Raw genomic sequence first — 17,254 nt, forward strand, 5'->3', positions numbered from 1 at the left:
CCGATGCCCCGCCCGATCATCCTCGACTGCGACCCCGGCCACGACGACGCGGTCGCCCTGCTGCTGGCGCACGGCAGCCCGGAGGTCGAGCTGCTCGCCGTCACGACCGTCGCGGGCAACCAGGACCTCGCCAAGGTCACCCGCAACGCGCTCGCCGTCGCCCGGGTGGCCGGTCTGACGGGCGTCCCGGTCGCCGCGGGCGCAGACCGCCCGATCGTCCGGGTCCGGGACCACGCCCCGAGCATCCACGGCGAGTCGGGCCTCGACGGCCCGGTCCTGCCCGAGCCCGCGCAGGCGCTCGACCCGCGGCACGCGGTGGACCTGATCGTCGAGACGGTGATGAGCCGGGAGCCCGGCACCGTGACGCTGGTCCCGACCGGGCCGCTCACCAACATCGCGCTGGCCGTGCTGCGGGAGCCCCGCATCGTCGAGCGGGTGCGGCAGGTGGTCCTCATGGGCGGCGCGTACCGGACCGGGAACTGGTCGCCGGTGGCGGAGTTCAACATCCGGGAGGACCCGGAGGCCGCGCGGGTCGTGCTGCGCGCCGGGTGGGACGTCGTGGTCGTCGGGCTCGACCTGACGCACCAGGCGCTCGCCACCCCGGAGGTCGTGCGCCGGATCGCGGACGTCGGCACCGCTCCCGCGCGGTTCGTCGAGGAGCTGCTCGCGTTCTTCACCGCGTCGTACCGGGACACGATGGGGTTCGACGCCCCGCCGGTGCACGACCCGTGCGCCGTGGCCTACGTGATCGACCCGTCGGTGATGACGGTGCGGCGGGCGCCCGTGGACGTGGAGCTCGCGGGCGAGCTGACCACCGGGATGACGGTCGTCGACCTGCGCGCCCCCGCACCCGACGACTGCCCGACGGCGATCGCGCTCGAGCTGGACCGGGACCGGTTCTGGGACCTGGTCGTCGACGCCCTGGAGCGGATCGGCGACCCGTCCTGACGTCAGCGCGGCGCCTGGCCCAGGATCGCCGTGGTCAGCGCGTCGATCGGCTCACGCGGCGACTGCGGGTTCGCCACCAGCGTGATGTCGACGTCCCCGAGGTCCGGCAGCCCGAGCGCGGCGGCCGGCAGCTGCACGAGGTCCTCCGGCAGCAGGCTCTGCGGCAGCACGGCGATGCCGAGCCCGGCCCGGAGCGCGGCGAGCACACCGTTGACCTCGATCACCTTGCACGTCGTGCGCCACGGCCGGCCGGCCTCGGTAAGGGCCCGGACGGCGGCCTGCCGGGTCAGCGACGCGCCCTGGTAGGTGATGAGCGGCACCGGCGCCTCGGCGTCGACCGCCGTCCCGGGCACCGCGACCCACACCAGCCGGTCGCGGCGGACGAGCTGCCCCTCCGCCTGGCCGGTGGCCTCCTTGATGTAGACCAGGTCGAGCTGGCCCGCCCGGAGCCGCCGGTGCAGCGCGCCGCTCTGCGCGACGGTCAGCTCCAGGTTGATCCGCGGGTGCAGGCGGCGGAAGTCGCGGAGCACCCGCGGCAGCTGGGCGAGCGCGAGGTCGTCGGCCGCCCCGAACCGCAGCCGGCCGTGCATCGCCGAGCCCGTGAAGTACCGGGTCGCCTCGTCGTGGGCCGCGAGGATCGTCCGGGCAAACGTCGCCATCGCCTGGCCGTCGTCGGTGAGGGCGACCCCGCGGGTGTCGCGGTCCAGCAGGCGGCGCCCGGCGGCGTCCTCGAGCTTGCGCACGTGCTGGCTCACCGTGGGCTGCGACAGGGACAGCCGGGCCGCGGCGCGCGTGAAGTTCAACGTCTCGGAAACGGCGAGGAAAGTGCGCAGCTGGTCGGGGTCAAACACGACGATCCTCCGGCTCGGGCGGCGGCCCGCTGACCTGCGGCGCCTTCACCACATCATTACAGAACGTGATCACAGTGATTGCCGCCATCACCTCAAGAAATCGCCGCGGGCGCCGTAGCCTAGAGGGACACGACTCGTCACGGACCTGAGTTCCGCACCGACACCTCACCGCATCGCCTCAGCAAGGAACACCTGTGCCCTCGGCTCGCCGCCACGCCCCGTCCCCGACCCGCACCCGCCGCACCGCCACCGCCGCCACGAGCCGCCTGAGCCGCACGCTGCACGGCCCGCGCCTCGCGCTGCACCGCCGCCCCCGGCCGGTGGCCGACACCCCCGCCGACGCCGCGGCCGCCGCCTCCTCGGCGCCCGCCGCGCCGAAGCCCCGGAACGCGACGCTCGCCGCGCTCGGCGTCCGGAACTTCCGGCTCTACGTCTTCTCGCAGGTCCTGACGAACACGAGCGGCTGGGCCGCCCGCGTCGCCCAGGACTGGCTCGTGCTCAGCCTCACCGGCTCGGCCGCGCTCGTCGGTCTCACGGTCACGCTGCAGTTCGTGCCGATGCTGCTGCTCGGGCTCGTCGGCGGCGTCGTCGCGGACCGGTTCCCCCGCCGGCGCGTCCTCATGGTGACCCAGTCGATCTTCGGGCTCTCGACGCTCGCGATCGGCGTGCTCGCGCTCAGCGGGCACGTCCAGGCGTGGCACGTGCTGGTCGCCGCGTTCGTCAGCGGGCTCGCGACGGTGTTCGACAACCCGGCGCGGCAGGCGTTCGTGCACGAGGTCGCCGGCCCGCAGCACCTCCGCCAGGCGATCAGCGTCAACTCCGCGGTGTTCCAGCTCGGCGGCCTGGTGGGCCCGGCGGTCGCCGGCGGCCTGATCAGCGCGGTCGGCGAGGGCTGGACGTTCCTGCTCAACGCGGTGGCCTGCCTCGCGGCGGTCGCCCTGCTCTCGGTCATGCGGACCGCCGAGCTCACCGCGACGCCCGTCGTCGCGCGCGCCAAGGGCCAGCTCCGCGAGGGCCTCGCGTACGTCCGGCGCAGCCCGCGGATCCTGTGGTCCGTGGTGCTCGTCGGGTTCGTCGCCGTCACCGGCGTCAACATGGCGACCGTCCTCGCGGCCTACACCGACCAGGTGTTCCGCACCGACGCCGGCGGCTACGCGCTGCTCACCTCGATGCTCGCGGTCGGCGCGCTCACCGGGGCGCTGCTCTCGACCCGCCGGCGCGGCAGCCGGATCACGCACCTGGTGCTGCTCGCGGGCGCGATCGGCCTGCTGCAGCTGCTCGCCGCCGCCGCGCCGTCCCGGCCGGTGTTCATCACCGTGCTGATCGCGATGGGCGTCGTGACCCTGCTGTACCTGACGGGGTCGAACACGCTCGTGCAGACGACCGTCGCCCCGCACGTCCGCGGCCGCGTCATGGCGCTCTACGTGCTGGTGCTGCTCGGCGCGCAGGCGGTGTCCGGGACGCTGATCGGCTGGGTGTGCGAGCACCTGGGCGCCCGCGCCGGCATGGTCGCGTGCGGCGTCGGCCCGCTGCTCGGCGCGGTCGTCGTCGGCCTGGCCCTGGCCCGGCGCAGCGAGGGCGGCACCCGGGCGACGTTCCACCGCTTCACGCACCGCGCCCCCGCGGAGGAGGCCACCGAGCCGGCCCGCGAGGCCGTCGCCGCCTGACGCCTCGCGGGTCCGGCCCGGGGACGACGCCCGCCCGTCCTGGTCCCCACCCGGTTGTCGCACTGCCACCCTCTCGTTCGGGTGGCACGGCGAGAACCGGGTGGGGACCCCGCCGCGGGAGGATGGCGCCGTGCCCCTGATCCGCGTGCGCCGCGCCGCCGTCGTGCCCGCCGACGTGCTGGTGCCGCTGCTCGCCCCGCACGAGCGCGCGCGCCTCGATCGCGCCGCGCCCGCCGACCGGGCCGCCGTCGCCTCGGTGCTGCTGCTCGCGCGCCGCGCCGTCGCGGAGGCGTGCGGGGTGGAGCCGGACGCCGTCCGGGTGCGGCGGCGTTGCCCCCGCTGCGGGTCGGCGGCGCACGGGGTCCCGGTCGCGGACCGCACGGACGGCGGCCAGGTGCCGCACGTGTCGCTGAGCCGCGGGGGCGACCTGGTCGTCGTCGCGCTGAGCGACGACGGGCCGGTCGGCGTGGATGTCGAGCCCGTGCGCCGGACCGAGGGCGACCCACGGGACGGTGCGGGGGTGCGCGCCCGGGGCGGCGACGACCTCGCGCGCGTCGTCCTCGCGCCCGGCGAACCGCCCGCCGCCGGGCCGCACGGGTTGCTCCGCACCTGGGCCCGCACCGAGGCGGTGCTCAAGGCCGCGGGCACGGGGCTCGCGGTCGACCCGCGGGCGCTGCGGGTGTCCGACGCGGCCGGCCGGCCGGAGGTGCGGGTCGTGGACCCGGCCGCCGGTGCGGCCCTCGCTCGCGCACCCGGCACGCGTTGGTGGCTGACCGACATCGACGCCGGCGCCGACCACATCGCCGCGCTCGCCGCGCTGCTGCCCATGTCGCCGAGCGCGCCCCCGGCGCTCGACGACCGCACCTTTCCCCTCCCCTGACGGGCGCACCACCGCCGAGGTCGAGCGTTTTCGCCGAGATCGAGTGGTTCAGCAGGCGCGGCGCGGGCGAACGCTCGACCTCGGCGGCCGGGGCGGCGTCAGCGCCTCCGCGGCAGCGCCGGGAGCGGCGCCGCGCCCACCCACGCGCCCAGCAGCGCGCTCGCGTCCACCCCCGCCACGTCCGCGACGCACGCCGCGAACGCCGCCGTCGTCACCGTGGCGTGCTGGTGCCGCGCCGTCCACGCGCGCAGCACGTCGAAGAACGGCCCGTCGCCGAGGTCGGTCCGCAGGGCGTGCAGGGTGAGGGCGCCGCGCTTGTAGAGCCGGTCGTCGAACATGAGGTCGGGGCCGGGGTCGCCGATGACGAGGTCCTGCGGCAGCCCGGCGAGCCGCTGCCGGACGGTGCGCGCCTGGGCGTCGGCGGACCGGCCGCCGGCGGCCTCCTCCCACAGCCACTCCGCGTACGCGGCGAACCCCTCGTGCAGCCAGATGTCCCGCCAGGTCGCGGCGGTCAGGCTGTTGCCGAACCACTGGTGGGCCAGCTCGTGCGCGACCAGCCGCTCGGTCCCGCGCCGGCCGTCGACGTGGTTGGCGCCGAACACGGACAGGCCGTGCGCCTCGAGCGGGATCTCCAGCGGGTCGTCGGTGACGACGACGTCGTAGCGGTCGAACGGGTACGGCCCGAACCGGTCGACGAACAGCGCCATCATCTCGGGCTGCCGGGCGAAGTCGTGCGCCTGCGCGGCCCGCAGCCGCGGCGGGGCGACGACGTCCTGCGGCACGGGCCCGCCGGCGAGCGCGGTCCGCTCGTACCGCCCGATCTGGACCGTCGCGAGGTAGGGCGCGGTGGGCTCGCGCTGCTCGAACTCCCAGCGGACGCGGCTCGACCGCTGGCGGCGGGAGACGAGCGCGCCGTTGCAGACGACCTCGTAGCCGACCTCGGTGGTGACGGCGATCCGGAACGCGGCCTTGGCGCACGGCCGGTCGTCGCACGGGAACCAGGACGGCGCGCCGTCGGGCTGGCCGGCGACGATGACGCCGTCGGTCAGCTCCTCCCAGCCGACCTCGCCCCACGGTCCGCGGCGCGGGCCGGGGCTGCCGCCGTAGTGCACCTCGACGGTGACCGGCGCCCCGGCCGCGACGGGCCGAGCCAGCCGCACCTCCAGGCGCCCGTCCCGCACGGCGAACCGCCCGGGGCGCCGCCCGTCGACCAGGACCCGGGACACCTGCAGCCCGACCAGGTCGAGGGACAGCCGGTCCAGGTCGGTCGCGGCGGTGGCGTGCACGACCGCGCGCGCGTCGAGCCGGTTGGTCGCGACCCGGTAGTCCAGGTCGAGCTCGTAGCGCGCCACGTCGAGGCCGCCGGGGCCGCGGTCGGGCAGGTACGGGTCGACGCCCTCCGTCGCGGCGGTCGCCCCCGCCGCGACGCCCGCCGCCCCCGCACCCCCCGTCACGCGGTCACCGGCGCGACCGGGTTCCCGGTCCAGCGGCTGCCCGCCGGGATGGACTCGCCGCGCAGCACGAGCGACGCGGGGCCGACGGAGGCGCCCGCGCCGAGGCTCGCGGCGGGCAGGACCACGCCGTGCGGGCCCACGCTCGCGCCGTCGTCCAGGCGGACGGTGTCGATGCTCATCACCCGATCATGGAACAGATGCGTCTGGAGCACGCACCCGCGGTTCACCGTGGCCCCGTCGCCGAGGGTCACGAGGTCGGCCTCGGGCAGCCAGTACGTCTCGCACCAGACCCCGCGGCCGATCCGGGAGCCGAGCGCCCGCAGCCACAGGTTCATCGCGGGCGAGCCGACCGTCGCGGGGCCGAGCCACGGCACGGCGACGACCTCGAGGAAGGCGTCGGCGAGCTCGTTGCGCCAGATGAACCCGCTCCACAGCGGGTGCTCCCCCGCCCGGATCCGGCCGACCAGCGCCCACTTGGCGACGACGGCCACGGCGCACGCGAGGACCGCGGCGCCCACGACGACCACCGGCGACAGCAGCGCCGCCGCGCCGAGGCCGCGCGCGTGCGCGACCTCCCCGAGCACCAGCAGCACCGCGACGCCGATCCCGAACGCCACGACCACCGCCAGCAGCCGGCACGCCTCGACGAGCGCCCGGGCGACCCGCAGCCGCACCGGCGGGTCGAAGGTGCGCGAGGTGTCGGAGTCGCCCGGGGTGCGGCGCAGCGGCTCCGGCGGGGAGCCGAGCCAGGACGTGCCCGGCTTGGCCCGCTCGGGCGCACCCGACAGCACCGCGACGAGCCCGCGCTTGGGGACCGCCCGGCCCGGCGCGATCATCCCGGAGTTGCCGAGGAACGCCCGCTTGCCGACCTTGGCCCGCTCGACGCGCAGCCACCCGCGCCCGAGCTCGTAGGAGCCGATCAGCGTGTCGTCGGCCAGGAACGACCCGGCGCCGACCGTGGTGAGCGACGGCAGCATGAGGACGGTCGACGCCTCGACGTCCCGGCCGACCCGCGCGCCGAGGGCCCGCAGCCACAGCGGCGTCAGGGTGCTCGCGTACAGCGGGTAGAGCGTGCTGCGCGCGTCGTCCATCAGCCGCTGCGTGGCCCAGACCTGCCAGCCGACCCGGCTGCGCACGGGGTGGTGGCCCTCGGCGACGCCGATCCCGAGCAGCCGGACGCCCGCGAGCGTGACCAGCGCGAGCACGGCGAACGACGCCAGGGCGGCGAGCGGCACGGCCAGCAGCGCGTCGTCCCACGCCCCGCCCCACGACCCCGCGTCGCGCACCCCCGCGGCGACCACCAGCAGGCCGACCGTCGCGGCGACGACCGGCAGCGCCGCGAGCGCCGCGGCCGTGCCCCCGTACACGCCGACCCACCGGCGCCCGCGCGGCGCCCGGCCCTCGGGCCACGGCTCCGCGGCCGGCCCGACGAACGCAGCCGGCGACCCCGCCCACAGCTCGCCCGGCGCGACCCCGGAGAGCACCGCCGAGCCGGCCGCGACCTGCGCGCCCTGCCCGATGCGGACGCCCGGGGCGATCGTGCTCCGGGTGCCGACGGTCGCGCGCTTGTCGATCCGCACCCGCCCGACGTGCAGGACGTCGCCGTCGAGCCAGTGCCCGCGCAGGTCGACCTCGGGCTCGACGGCGCACCGGTCGCCGAGCGTCAGCAGGCCCGTGACGGGCGGCGCGGTGTGCAGGTCCACGTCGACCCCGACCTTGGCCCCGAGCGCCCGGGCGTAGACGGCGGTCCACGGCGCGCAGGACAGGTTCTCGGCGCCCGCGGCCGCGGCCCAGCTCTCGACGAACCACAGCCGCAGGTGCACCGACCCGCCCCGCGGGTACCGCCCGGGCCTGAGCCCCCGGAGCAGCGTCCGCGCGACCAGGACGGTCGAGCCCATCCGGCCGAGCGGGCTGATGAGCACGAGCCACCCCAGGGCCAGCCACCACCAGGACGCCGGAACGGGCTCGAGCCAGGGCACGGCCCCGGTGACGGCGAGCAGCTGCTCGGCCGCGAGCAGCCAGGTGAGCCAGCGCAGCCCGACGAGCGCCGCGAGCGGCACGCCGAGCAGCGTCTGCAGCGCCTGCGCGCGCCCGGGTGTGGGCACGACGACCCGCTCCGTGGCGGGCGCCGCCGGCTCCAGCTCGTCCAGCCGGCGGGCGAGGTCCGCGAGCCGCGGGTACTCGTACACGTCGGCGACGGTCACGGTGCCGAACCGCTCGCGCAGCGCCGACACGAGCTGGGCCGCGACCAGGCTGCCGCCACCGGCCGCGAAGAAGTCGTCGTCGGGCCCGGACACCGGCGCGCCGAGCGCGGCCGTCCACCGCTGGGCGACCCAGGCGGCGGTGGGTGACAGGCCCACGGGCCCGGCGGCATCGCCCGCCCCGCCCCCGCCCGGCGACCCCGCGCCCGGCAGCGGCCACGGCAGCGCGTCCCGGTCGACCTTGCCCGACCCGCGGGTGGGCAGCGCGTCGACGACCCCGAGCAGCGGCACCAGCGCCGCGGGCAGCACCTCCCGGAGCCGCGCCCGCGCGTCGCCGAGGTCGAGCGTCGCGCCCTCGGCCGGCACCAGGTACCCGGCCAGCACGGCGGTCCCCGCCGGGGTGCGGCGCACGGCGACGGCCGCGCCCGCGACGTCCGGCAGCCCGCCCAGCGCGGCCTCGACCTCGCCGAGCTCGATCCGCCGGCCGCCGATCTTGACCTGGTCGTCCGCGCGCCCGACGAACAGCAGCCCGGCGCGGTCCAGCCGGACGACGTCGCCGCTGCGGTACGCGCGCTCCCAGCCGAGACCTGGTGCCGGGGCGTACTTCTCGGCGTCCTTGGCGGGGTCGAGGTACCGCGCCAGCCCGACGCCGCCGATGATCAGCTCGCCCGTCTCGCCCTCGGCGACGGGGGTGCCGTCCTCGCCGACGACCGCGAGGTCCCAGCCGTCCAGGGCCAGCCCGATCCGGACCGGGCCCTCGCCGGTCATCCTCGCGGCGCACGCCACGACGGTCGCCTCGGTGGGCCCGTAGGTGTTCCACACCTCCCGGCTCGGGGTGACCAGCCGCGCCGCGAGCTCCGGCGGGCACGCCTCGCCGCCGAAGATCAGCAGCCGCACGCCGGCCAGCTCCTCGGGCCGCCACAGGCCCGCGAGCGTCGGCACCGTCGAGATGACCGTGATCCCCTGCGCCACCAGCCACGGGCCGAGGTCCATGCCGGTGCGGACCAGCGCGCGCGGCGCGGGCACCAGGCAGGCGCCGTGCGCCCAGGCCAGCCACATCTCCTCGCAGGAGGCGTCGAACGCCACGGACAGACCCGCGAGCACCCGGTCCCCCGGGCCGAGCAGGCGGTCCTGCAGGAACAGCCGCGCCTCGGCGTCGACGAACGCGGCCGCCGACCGGTGGGTCACGGCCACGCCCTTCGGGGCGCCGGTCGACCCGGAGGTGAAGATGATCCAGGCGTCGTCGCCGAGCCCGGGACCGCGCACGGCCGCGCCCGCGCCGCGCCGCCGCCCCGCCGCCACCAGCGCGCGCAGGTCGCCCTCGGCCAGCACCCGGTCGACGGCGGCCTCGGCGAACACCGTCCGCGCCCGCTCGTCGGGGTCGTCGACGTCGACCGGCACGTACGCCGCGCCCGCGGCCAGCACCGCGAGGATCGCCGAGTACAGCTCGGCGGTGCCCGACGGCACCCGCACGCCGACCCGCGACCCCGGCCCGATCCCCTCGGCCGCCAGCCCCGCCGCAGCCGCCCGCACGACCCCGTCCAGCTCCGCGTACGTCAGCACCGTGGTGCCGTCGTCGATCGCCGGCGCGTCGCCGTGCGCCGCGACCGTCGCCGCGAGCACGTCCGCCAGGGTCCGCGGCGCCGCCGCCAGCCCCGACCGCAGCAGCCCGTCCGGTTCGCCCACGTGTTCCTCCCGCCCGTCGGCCGCGCCAGGTCCCGGGCGGCCGACCGGCACTGTGACACAGCCTCGCCGCGCGGGTCGCGGCGGCCCACGACGGTTCACCGGGGCGTCGCCCGGCGTTCGCGTCCCGGTCACCGGGAGCGGCGTCGGGGCAGGCCCGGACATCTGGGAAGATGTGTGCCCATGACCGACCTGTCCCCCGCCGCCACGCCCGCCGCACCCCCGACGACCGCCGCCGCGGCCGTACGCGCGGTGCGCGAGGTACCGGACCGGGTGTCGCTCGACGGCGTCGAGGACCGCTGGGACGGCGCGTGGACCGAGCAGGGCACGTACGCGTTCGACCGGTCGAAGACCCGCGAGCAGGTGTACTCCATCGACACCCCGCCGCCCACCGTCTCCGGCTCGCTGCACGTGGGCCACGTGTTCTCGTACACGCACACCGACGTCGTCGCCCGGTACCGCCGGATGCGCGGCGCCGAGGTGTTCTACCCGATGGGCTGGGACGACAACGGCCTGCCGACCGAGCGCCGCGTGCAGAACTACTTCGGCGTGCGCTGCGACCCGTCGCTGCCGTACGACGAGGGCTTCGAGCCGCCGCACGTCGGCGGCGAGGGCAAGAGCGTCAAGGCCGCCGACCAGGTGCCGATCAGCCGGCGCAACTTCGTCGAGCTGTGCGAGCGGCTGACCGTCGAGGACGAGCAGCAGTTCGAGGCGCTGTGGCGCCGGCTCGGCCTGTCGGTCGACTGGTCGCGCACCTACCAGACCATCTCCGGCGAGGCCCGCGCGGTCGCCCAGCAGGCGTTCCTGCGCAACCTCGCCCGCGGCGAGGCGTACCAGGCCGAGGCCCCGGGCCTGTGGGACGTGACGTTCCAGACCGCCGTGGCGCAGGCCGAGCTCGAGGCGCGCGACTACCCGGGCGCGTTCCACAAGGTGGCCTTCCACCGCGACGGCGCCGACCCGGTGTTCATCGAGACCACCCGCCCGGAGCTGCTGCCCGCCGTCGTCGCGCTCATCGCGCACCCCGACGACGAGCGCTACCAGCACCTGTTCGGCACCACGGTGACCAGCCCGCTGTTCGGGGTCGAGGTCCCGGTGCTGGCGCACCCGGCCGCCGAGCCGGACAAGGGCGCGGGCATCGCGATGTGCTGCACCTTCGGCGACCTGACCGACGTGCAGTGGTGGCGCGAGCTGCAGCTGCCGACCCGCTCGGTGATCGGCCGCGACGGCCGCCTGGTGCGGGACACCCCGGACTGGATCACCGACGAGGCCGGCCGCGCCCTGTACGGCGAGCTGGCGGGCAAGACCACGTTCTCGGCGCGCGAGGCGGTCGTGGCCGGCCTGCGCGAGTCGGGCGACCTGGACGGCGAGCCGCAGGCGACCCAGCGCAAGGCGAACTTCTTCGAGAAGGGCGACAAGCCGCTCGAGATCGTCACGTCCCGCCAGTGGTACATCCGCAACGGCGGCCGCGACGAGGACCTCCGCGCGCAGCTGCTCGCCCGGGGCACCGAGCTGGGCTTCCACCCGGACTTCATGCGGGTGCGGTACGAGAACTGGGTCGGCGGCCTGAACGGCGACTGGCTCGTCTCCCGGCAGCGGTTCTTCGGCGTGCCGTTCCCGGTCTGGTACCCGGTCTCGGCGGAGGGCGAGGTCGACCACGACCACCCGATCCTCCCGACCGAGGACCAGCTCCCGGTCGACCCGTCGTCCGACGTGCCCGCCGGCTACACGGCCGAGCAGCGCGGCGTCCCGGGCGGCTTCGTGGGCGACCCCGACATCATGGACACCTGGGCGACGTCGTCGCTGTCCCCGCAGATCGCGGGCGGCTGGCGCACCGACCCCGACCTGTTCGAGCGGGTGTTCCCGATGGACCTGCGCCCCCAGGGCCAGGACATCATCCGCACCTGGCTGTTCTCGACGGTCGTCCGCTCGCACCTGGAGCACGGCTCGCTGCCGTGGAAGGACGCGGCGATCTCGGGCTGGATCCTGGACCCCGACCGCAAGAAGATGTCGAAGTCCAAGGGCAACGTCGTCACGCCGATGGGCCTGCTCGAGGAGCACGGCTCGGACGCGGTCCGGTACTGGGCGGCCTCGGCCCGCCTGGGCACCGACGCGGCGTTCGAGGTCGGCCAGATGAAGATCGGCCGCCGCCTGGCGATCAAGGTGCTCAACGCGTCGAAGTTCGTGCTGGGCTTCGGCTCGGCCGAGCAGGGCGCCGCGGCGCTCGACCCGGCCCTGGTCACCGAGGCGCTGGACCGCGCGATGCTCGCCGGCCTGGCGGACGTGGTCGACCGCGCGACCGCGGCGCTCGAGGCGTACGACCACACCCGCGCGCTCGAGCTGACCGAGACGTTCTTCTGGACGTTCTGCGACGACTACCTCGAGCTGGTCAAGGACCGCGCGTACGGCGCAGGCGCCGCCGACGCGGACGTCACGGCCGAGACGGCGTCGGCGCGCGCCGCGCTGAACCTCGCGCTCGACGTGCTGCTGCGGCTGTTCGCCCCGGTGCTGCCGTTCGCGACCGAGGAGGTCTGGTCCTGGTGGCGCGAGGGCTCGGTGCACCGCGCGCCGTGGCCCACGTCCGAGCCGCTGCGCGCGGCCGCGGGCGACGAGGACTACGCGGTCGTCGCCGCCGCCGGCTCGGCCCTGGCCGCGCTGCGCAAGCTCAAGTCCGAGGCCAAGGTCTCGATGCGGACCGAGATCCTGCGGGCCCGCCTCGAGGTCCCGGCGGCGCTGCTGCCGGGCGTGCAGGTGGCGCTCGGCGACGTCCGCGCCGCGGGCCGGGCCACGGGCGAGCTCGACGTCGTCGAGGTCCCGGACGCCCCGGACGCGACGGTCGTGGCCCGGGACGCCGAGCTGCTCCCGCCGGAGCCGAAGCAGAAGCCCACCGCCTGACGGCTCCACGCGCACGACGAGGGCGCACCCCCACCCGGGGGTGCGCCCTCGTGGCGTCTGCGGCCGCCGTGCGGGTGCGCGCCGGCGTGGCAGTCTGGGACTCTCGTCCCCACCGGGACTGGTTATGCATACGTATCGTCGCGAATGTATAGTCTTGCGGCCGGTCTTCCCCCACCAGGAGTCACCCATGCGCACCCGCACCCTCGCCGCCCTGCCCGCCGCCGTCGCGGCGGCGCTGCTGCTCGCCTCCTGCGGCGGCAGCGGCGACGACGCCGCCTCGTCCGACGGCGGGGTCCAGCTCGTCAGCGACGGCACCCTCACCGTCTGCACGAACCCGCCCTACGAGCCGTTCGAGTACGAGGAGGACGGCGAGGTCGTCGGCCTCGACATCGCGATCGTCAACGAGGTCGCCACCGACCTGGGCGTCACGCTCACCACCAAGGTGACCCCGTTCGAGGGCATCCAGTCGGGCGCGGACCTCAACACGAACAACTGCGACGTCGTCGCCTCGGGCATCACCATCACCCCGGAGCGCCAGCAGAAGATCGACTTCTCCGACCCGTACTTCGACGCCGACCAGGGCCTGCTGGTCCCGGAGGGCTCGGACATCGACTCGGTGGAGACCCTGGAGGGCAAGACCGTCGGCGTCCAGCAGGCCACGACGGGCGAGACCTGGGCCACGGACAACGGCCTGCAGACCGTCCAGTTCGAGGACCTCGGCCTGCAGATCCAGGCGCTCAAGACCGGCCAGGTCGACGCGGTCGTCAACGACATCGCGGTGCTCGGCCCGTACGTCTCCGAGGGCTTCGAGGTCAGCGCGAACTTCTCCACGGGCGAGCAGTACGGCCTGGGCGTGAAGCAGGGCAACACCGCGCTGCTCGACCAGATCAACGCCACCCTGGAGCGGATCCGCGAGGACGGCACCTACGACGAGCTCTACACCCAGTTCATCGGCACCGCGCCGATGACCTCGGAGACCGCGTCGGCGTCGCCGAGCCCGTCGGACGGCTGACGTGACGACCACGTCCACGCCGGCGCCCGGGACGCTCCCCGCGTCCCGGCGCCGGTGGAGCCCGCGCCGGCGCGCGCGGGTCTTCCGGCTCGCCCAGTACGCGCTGCTCGTGGTCGTCCTGGTGGCGGTCGCGCTGGCGATCGACTGGGAGAACGTCGGGACGAACTTCTTCAACACCGACGCGATCGCGGCGATCGCCCCGCAGCTGCCGCGGGCGTTCCTCAACACGATCACGTACACCGCGGCCGGGTTCGCGGTCGGCCTGTCGCTCGGCACGGCCCTCGCCCTGATGCGGATGTCGTCGGTCGCGCTGTACCGGTGGATCGCGATCGTCTACATCGAGTTCTTCCGCGGCATCCCGGCGCTGCTGGTCGTGATCTCGTTCGGCTACGCCGTGCCGATCGCGTTCGGCGTGAACATCCCGTCGGTCACGACGAAGGCCGCGCTCGCCCTCGGCCTGGTCTCCGCCGCCTACATCGCGGAGACGCTGCGCGCCGGCCTGCAGGCGGTGCCGAAGGGCCAGGTCGAGGCGGCGCGCTCGCTCGGCATGTCGCACGGGCGCACGCTGCGCCAGGTCGTGATCCCGCAGGCGTTCCGGATCGTGCTGCCGCCGATGACGAACGAGCTGATCCTGCTGACCAAGGACACCTCGCTCGTGTTCCTGCTCGGCCTCGCCGTCAGCCAGTACGACCTGACCAAGATCGGCCGCGACGCGCTCAACAGCGCGCAGGGCGGCCTGACGCCGCTGTTCCTCATCGGCGCCTGCTACCTGCTCATCACGCTCCCCCTGGGCCAGCTCGCGCGGTACCTGGAGAAGCGCACCGGCGCGAGGAGCCGCACATGACCGCCACCTCCCCCACCGGCGCCCCCGTGGTCCGGATCGCCGGCCTGCGCAAGGCGTTCGGCGAGCGCGAGGTGCTCACCGGCATCGACCTGGACGTGCACGCCGGCGAGGTGGTCTGCGTCATCGGCCCGTCGGGCTCCGGCAAGTCGACCCTGCTGCGCTGCGTGAACCTCCTGGAGGAGCCGACCGGCGGCGCCGTCGAGGTGCTGGGCGTCGACGTGACCGACCCGGACGTCGACATCGACCAGGTCCGGACCCACGTCGGCATGGTGTTCCAGCAGTTCAACCTGTTCGCGCACAAGACCGTGCTGGAGAACTGCACGATGGCCCAGCGGGGCGTGCTCAAGCGCTCCGCGGCGGAGGCGGACCGGATCGCCCGCGCGAACCTCGAGCGCGTCGGCCTCGCGGACCGCGCGGACGCGCACCCGGCGCAGCTGTCCGGCGGGCAGCAGCAGCGGGTCGCGATCGCCCGGGCGCTGTCGATGGACCCGCAGCTCATGCTGTTCGACGAGCCGACCTCGGCCCTCGACCCGGAGCTCGTCGGCGACGTGCTCGGCGTCATGCGGGACCTGGCCGACGGCGGCATGACGATGATCGTCGTGACGCACGAGATGGCGTTCGCGCGCGACGTGGGCGACCGCGTGGTGTTCATGGACGGCGGCGTCATCGTCGAGGACGGCCCCGCGGACCAGGTCATCGGGGCGCCGCGTGAGGCGCGGACGCAGACGTTCCTGCAGCGGGTGCTGGACCCGACGCACACCGACGTGGCCTGACCGGCCGCCCGACAGTCGCCGGACGGCCGCCGCGCGACGGCACGCACGACCCGACCGGGTCGTCGGGATCCCACGATCCCGGCGGCCCGGTCTTGTCGTCCCCGGGTCCCGGGTGGGCGCACAGGTGGCCGATAGCATGGCGCGAACGGTCGTCGCCGCTCGTCAGCGCGGTGCGCGCCCCGGTCCCCCGACCCCCGCACCAGGAGCACCGATGCGCGAGTTCAGCGCCGACACGCCCGCCCCGCACGACCCCGCGCTCAACGTGCCCGGCCTGCTGCTGCGGCGCCTGGCCCGCGGCGCGTCGAGCGTGATCTTCGAGCGGTCGACCGGTCTCGGCGGCTCCTGGGCGCCGGTGACGGTCGCCGAGTTCGTCCGCGAGGTGACCGCCCTGGCGAAGGGCCTGGTCGCGCAGGGGCTCGAGCCGGGCGACCGCGTCGCGATCATGTCCCGCACCCGGTACGAGTGGACGCTCACCGACTTCGCGGTGTGGTTCGCCGGCGGCGTCGGCGTGCCGGTCTACGAGACGTCCTCGGCCGAGCAGGTCGAGTGGATCCTGTCGAACTCCGGCGCCTCGCTCGTCGTCGTCGAGACGGCCGCGCACGCCGCGGTCGTCGGCCACGTGCGCGAGGCGGTCCCGGCGGTCCGCGAGGTCGTGGTGATCGACGAGGGCGGGCTCGCCGACCTGGTCGCCGCGGGCGCCGACGTCGCCGACGCCGAGATCGAGCGCCGCCGCTCCCTGGCCACCGCCGCGGACCTCGCGACGATCATCTACACCTCGGGCACGACGGGCCGGCCCAAGGGCGTCGAGCTGAGCCACGGCAACTTCGTCGACAACGCCCGCAACGGCGTCGCCGCGCTGGCCGAGGTGTGCGCGACACCGGGCTCCCGGACCTTGCTGTTCATGCCGCTCGCGCACGTGTTCGCGCGGTTCATCCAGATGGTCGCGATCGAGGCGGGCTCCCCGCTGGGCCACACCCCCGACACCCGGAACCTGCTCGCCGACTTCGCGTCGTTCCGGCCGACGTACATCCTGGCCGTGCCGCGGGTGTTCGAGAAGGTCTACAACTCCGCCGAGCAGAAGGCCGGCCACGGCGCGAAGCTCAAGCTGTTCCGCTGGGCCGCCAAGGTGTCCATCACCTACTCCCGCGCCCTCGACACCGCCGCCGGTCCGTCCGCGCAGCTCAAGGCCGCGCACGCCCTCGCGTCGTCCCTGGTGCTCCGCAAGCTCCGGGACGCGATGGGCGGCTCGCTCCGGTACGCGATCTCCGGCGGCGCCCCGCTGGGCGAGCGGCTGGGCCACTACTACCGCGGCCTCGGCCTCGTGGTGCTCGAGGGCTACGGGCTGACGGAGACCACCGCGCCGTCCGCGGTCAACCGCCCCGGGCTCATCAAGATCGGCACCGTCGGCCCCGCGTACCCGGGCACGTCGCTGCGCGTGGACGACGACGGCAACGTCTTCGCCAAGGGCCCGCACGTGTTCCGCGGCTACCACGACAACGCCGAGGCCACCGCCGAGGTGCTGGACGCCGACGGCTGGTTCGCGACCGGCGACATCGGCACCCTGGACGACGACGGCTACCTGCGGCTCACCGGCCGCGCCAAGGAGCTCATCGTCACCGCGGGGGGCAAGAACGTCGCGCCGGCGGTGCTGGAGGACCGGTTCCGCGGCCACCCGCTGGTCAGCCAGGTCGTGGTCGTCGGCGACGGCCGCCCGTTCATCGGCGCCCTGGTCACCCTGGACGCCGACATGCTCCCCGGCTGGCTGTCGATGCACGGCCTGCCGCCGATGGACGTCCGCGCCGCGGGGAAGCACCCCGAGGTGCTGGCGGCCCTCGACCGCGCCGCCGCGCGCGCCAACGAGGCCGTGTCCCGCGCGGAGTCCATCCGCAAGGTGCGGGTGCTCGACGGTGACTTCACCGAGGCGAACGGCTACCTGACCCCGTCGCTCAAGGTGAAGCGCGCGCTGGTGCTCAAGGACTTCGCGGCCGACGTCGAGGAGCTCTACGTCGACACCCGGGAGCACTGACGCCCCACCCCTGACGGGGAGAG

Annotated in this window: 11 protein-coding genes; 8 read left to right on the plus strand and 3 right to left on the minus strand. The window is 75.4% G+C overall.

Annotated features, from left to right (window positions below; genetic code table 11):
- Positions 1 to 3: 3 nt before the first annotated feature.
- On the plus strand, positions 4 to 948 hold the full coding sequence (locus tag J5O08_RS07585; RefSeq protein ID WP_218706271.1) for a nucleoside hydrolase: 945 nt from the start codon (positions 4 to 6) through the stop codon (positions 946 to 948).
- Between the two features lie 2 nt (positions 949 to 950).
- Here J5O08_RS07585 and J5O08_RS07590 read toward each other — a convergent pair whose 3' ends face one another.
- The gene (locus J5O08_RS07590) at positions 951 to 1,799 is read right to left on the minus strand and encodes a LysR family transcriptional regulator (RefSeq protein ID WP_218706272.1); all 849 of its coding nucleotides are present in this window, start codon (positions 1,797 to 1,799) and stop codon (positions 951 to 953) included.
- Between the two features lie 194 nt (positions 1,800 to 1,993).
- Here J5O08_RS07590 and J5O08_RS07595 point away from each other — a divergent pair, with 194 nt between their 5' ends.
- Positions 1,994 to 3,466, plus strand: a complete 1,473-nt coding sequence (locus J5O08_RS07595) for an MFS transporter (RefSeq protein WP_218706273.1) — start codon at positions 1,994 to 1,996, stop codon at positions 3,464 to 3,466.
- A gap of 130 nt (positions 3,467 to 3,596) precedes the next feature.
- On the plus strand, positions 3,597 to 4,346 hold the full coding sequence (locus J5O08_RS07600; protein ID WP_218706274.1) for a 4'-phosphopantetheinyl transferase superfamily protein: 750 nt from the start codon (positions 3,597 to 3,599) through the stop codon (positions 4,344 to 4,346).
- 98 nt (positions 4,347 to 4,444) lie between these two features.
- On the opposite strand, the gene J5O08_RS07605 is transcribed toward J5O08_RS07600, so the two are convergent.
- Positions 4,445 to 5,800, minus strand: a complete 1,356-nt coding sequence (locus tag J5O08_RS07605; protein ID WP_218706275.1) for a M1 family metallopeptidase — start codon at positions 5,798 to 5,800, stop codon at positions 4,445 to 4,447.
- Entirely contained in the window at positions 5,797 to 9,687 is a 3,891-nt protein-coding gene (locus J5O08_RS07610; RefSeq protein ID WP_308281462.1) for a Pls/PosA family non-ribosomal peptide synthetase, read from the minus strand. The genes J5O08_RS07605 and J5O08_RS07610 overlap by 4 nt, the downstream gene beginning before the upstream one ends.
- 180 nt (positions 9,688 to 9,867) lie before the next feature.
- Here J5O08_RS07610 and valS point away from each other — a divergent pair, with 180 nt between their 5' ends.
- From valS to J5O08_RS07635, 5 genes are all read left to right on the plus strand, one after another.
- Entirely contained in the window at positions 9,868 to 12,576 is a 2,709-nt protein-coding gene (valS, locus tag J5O08_RS07615; RefSeq protein ID WP_218706278.1) for a valine--tRNA ligase, read from the plus strand.
- Between the two features lie 187 nt (positions 12,577 to 12,763).
- Positions 12,764 to 13,588 carry a transporter substrate-binding domain-containing protein gene (locus tag J5O08_RS07620; RefSeq protein ID WP_218706279.1) on the plus strand — a complete coding sequence of 275 codons (825 nt, stop codon included), beginning with the start codon at positions 12,764 to 12,766 and terminating at the stop codon, positions 13,586 to 13,588.
- Position 13,589: 1 nt separating this feature from the next.
- Complete coding sequence (locus tag J5O08_RS07625; protein ID WP_217614013.1) at positions 13,590 to 14,432, plus strand: amino acid ABC transporter permease; 843 nt, start codon at positions 13,590 to 13,592, stop codon at positions 14,430 to 14,432.
- On the plus strand, positions 14,429 to 15,205 hold the full coding sequence (locus tag J5O08_RS07630; RefSeq protein WP_255589457.1) for an amino acid ABC transporter ATP-binding protein: 777 nt from the start codon (positions 14,429 to 14,431) through the stop codon (positions 15,203 to 15,205). Before J5O08_RS07625 ends, J5O08_RS07630 begins: the two co-directional genes overlap by 4 nt.
- 211 nt (positions 15,206 to 15,416) lie before the next feature.
- On the plus strand, positions 15,417 to 17,231 hold the full coding sequence (locus J5O08_RS07635) for a long-chain fatty acid--CoA ligase (RefSeq protein WP_218706280.1): 1,815 nt from the start codon (positions 15,417 to 15,419) through the stop codon (positions 17,229 to 17,231).
- Positions 17,232 to 17,254 lie beyond the last annotated feature (23 nt).

This window comes from Cellulomonas sp. PS-H5 (assembly GCF_019265565.1).
GTDB lineage: Bacteria > Actinomycetota > Actinomycetes > Actinomycetales > Cellulomonadaceae > Cellulomonas.

Coding starts and splice junctions, on each gene's coding strand:
- J5O08_RS07585 (WP_218706271.1), top strand. CDS start 4: ATGCCCCGCCCGATCATCCTCGACTGCGACCCCGGCCACGACGACGCG.
- J5O08_RS07630 (WP_255589457.1), top strand. CDS start 14,429: ATGACCGCCACCTCCCCCACCGGCGCCCCCGTGGTCCGGATCGCCGGC.
- J5O08_RS07620 (WP_218706279.1), top strand. CDS start 12,764: ATGCGCACCCGCACCCTCGCCGCCCTGCCCGCCGCCGTCGCGGCGGCG.
- J5O08_RS07635 (WP_218706280.1), top strand. CDS start 15,417: ATGCGCGAGTTCAGCGCCGACACGCCCGCCCCGCACGACCCCGCGCTC.
- valS (WP_218706278.1), top strand. CDS start 9,868: ATGACCGACCTGTCCCCCGCCGCCACGCCCGCCGCACCCCCGACGACC.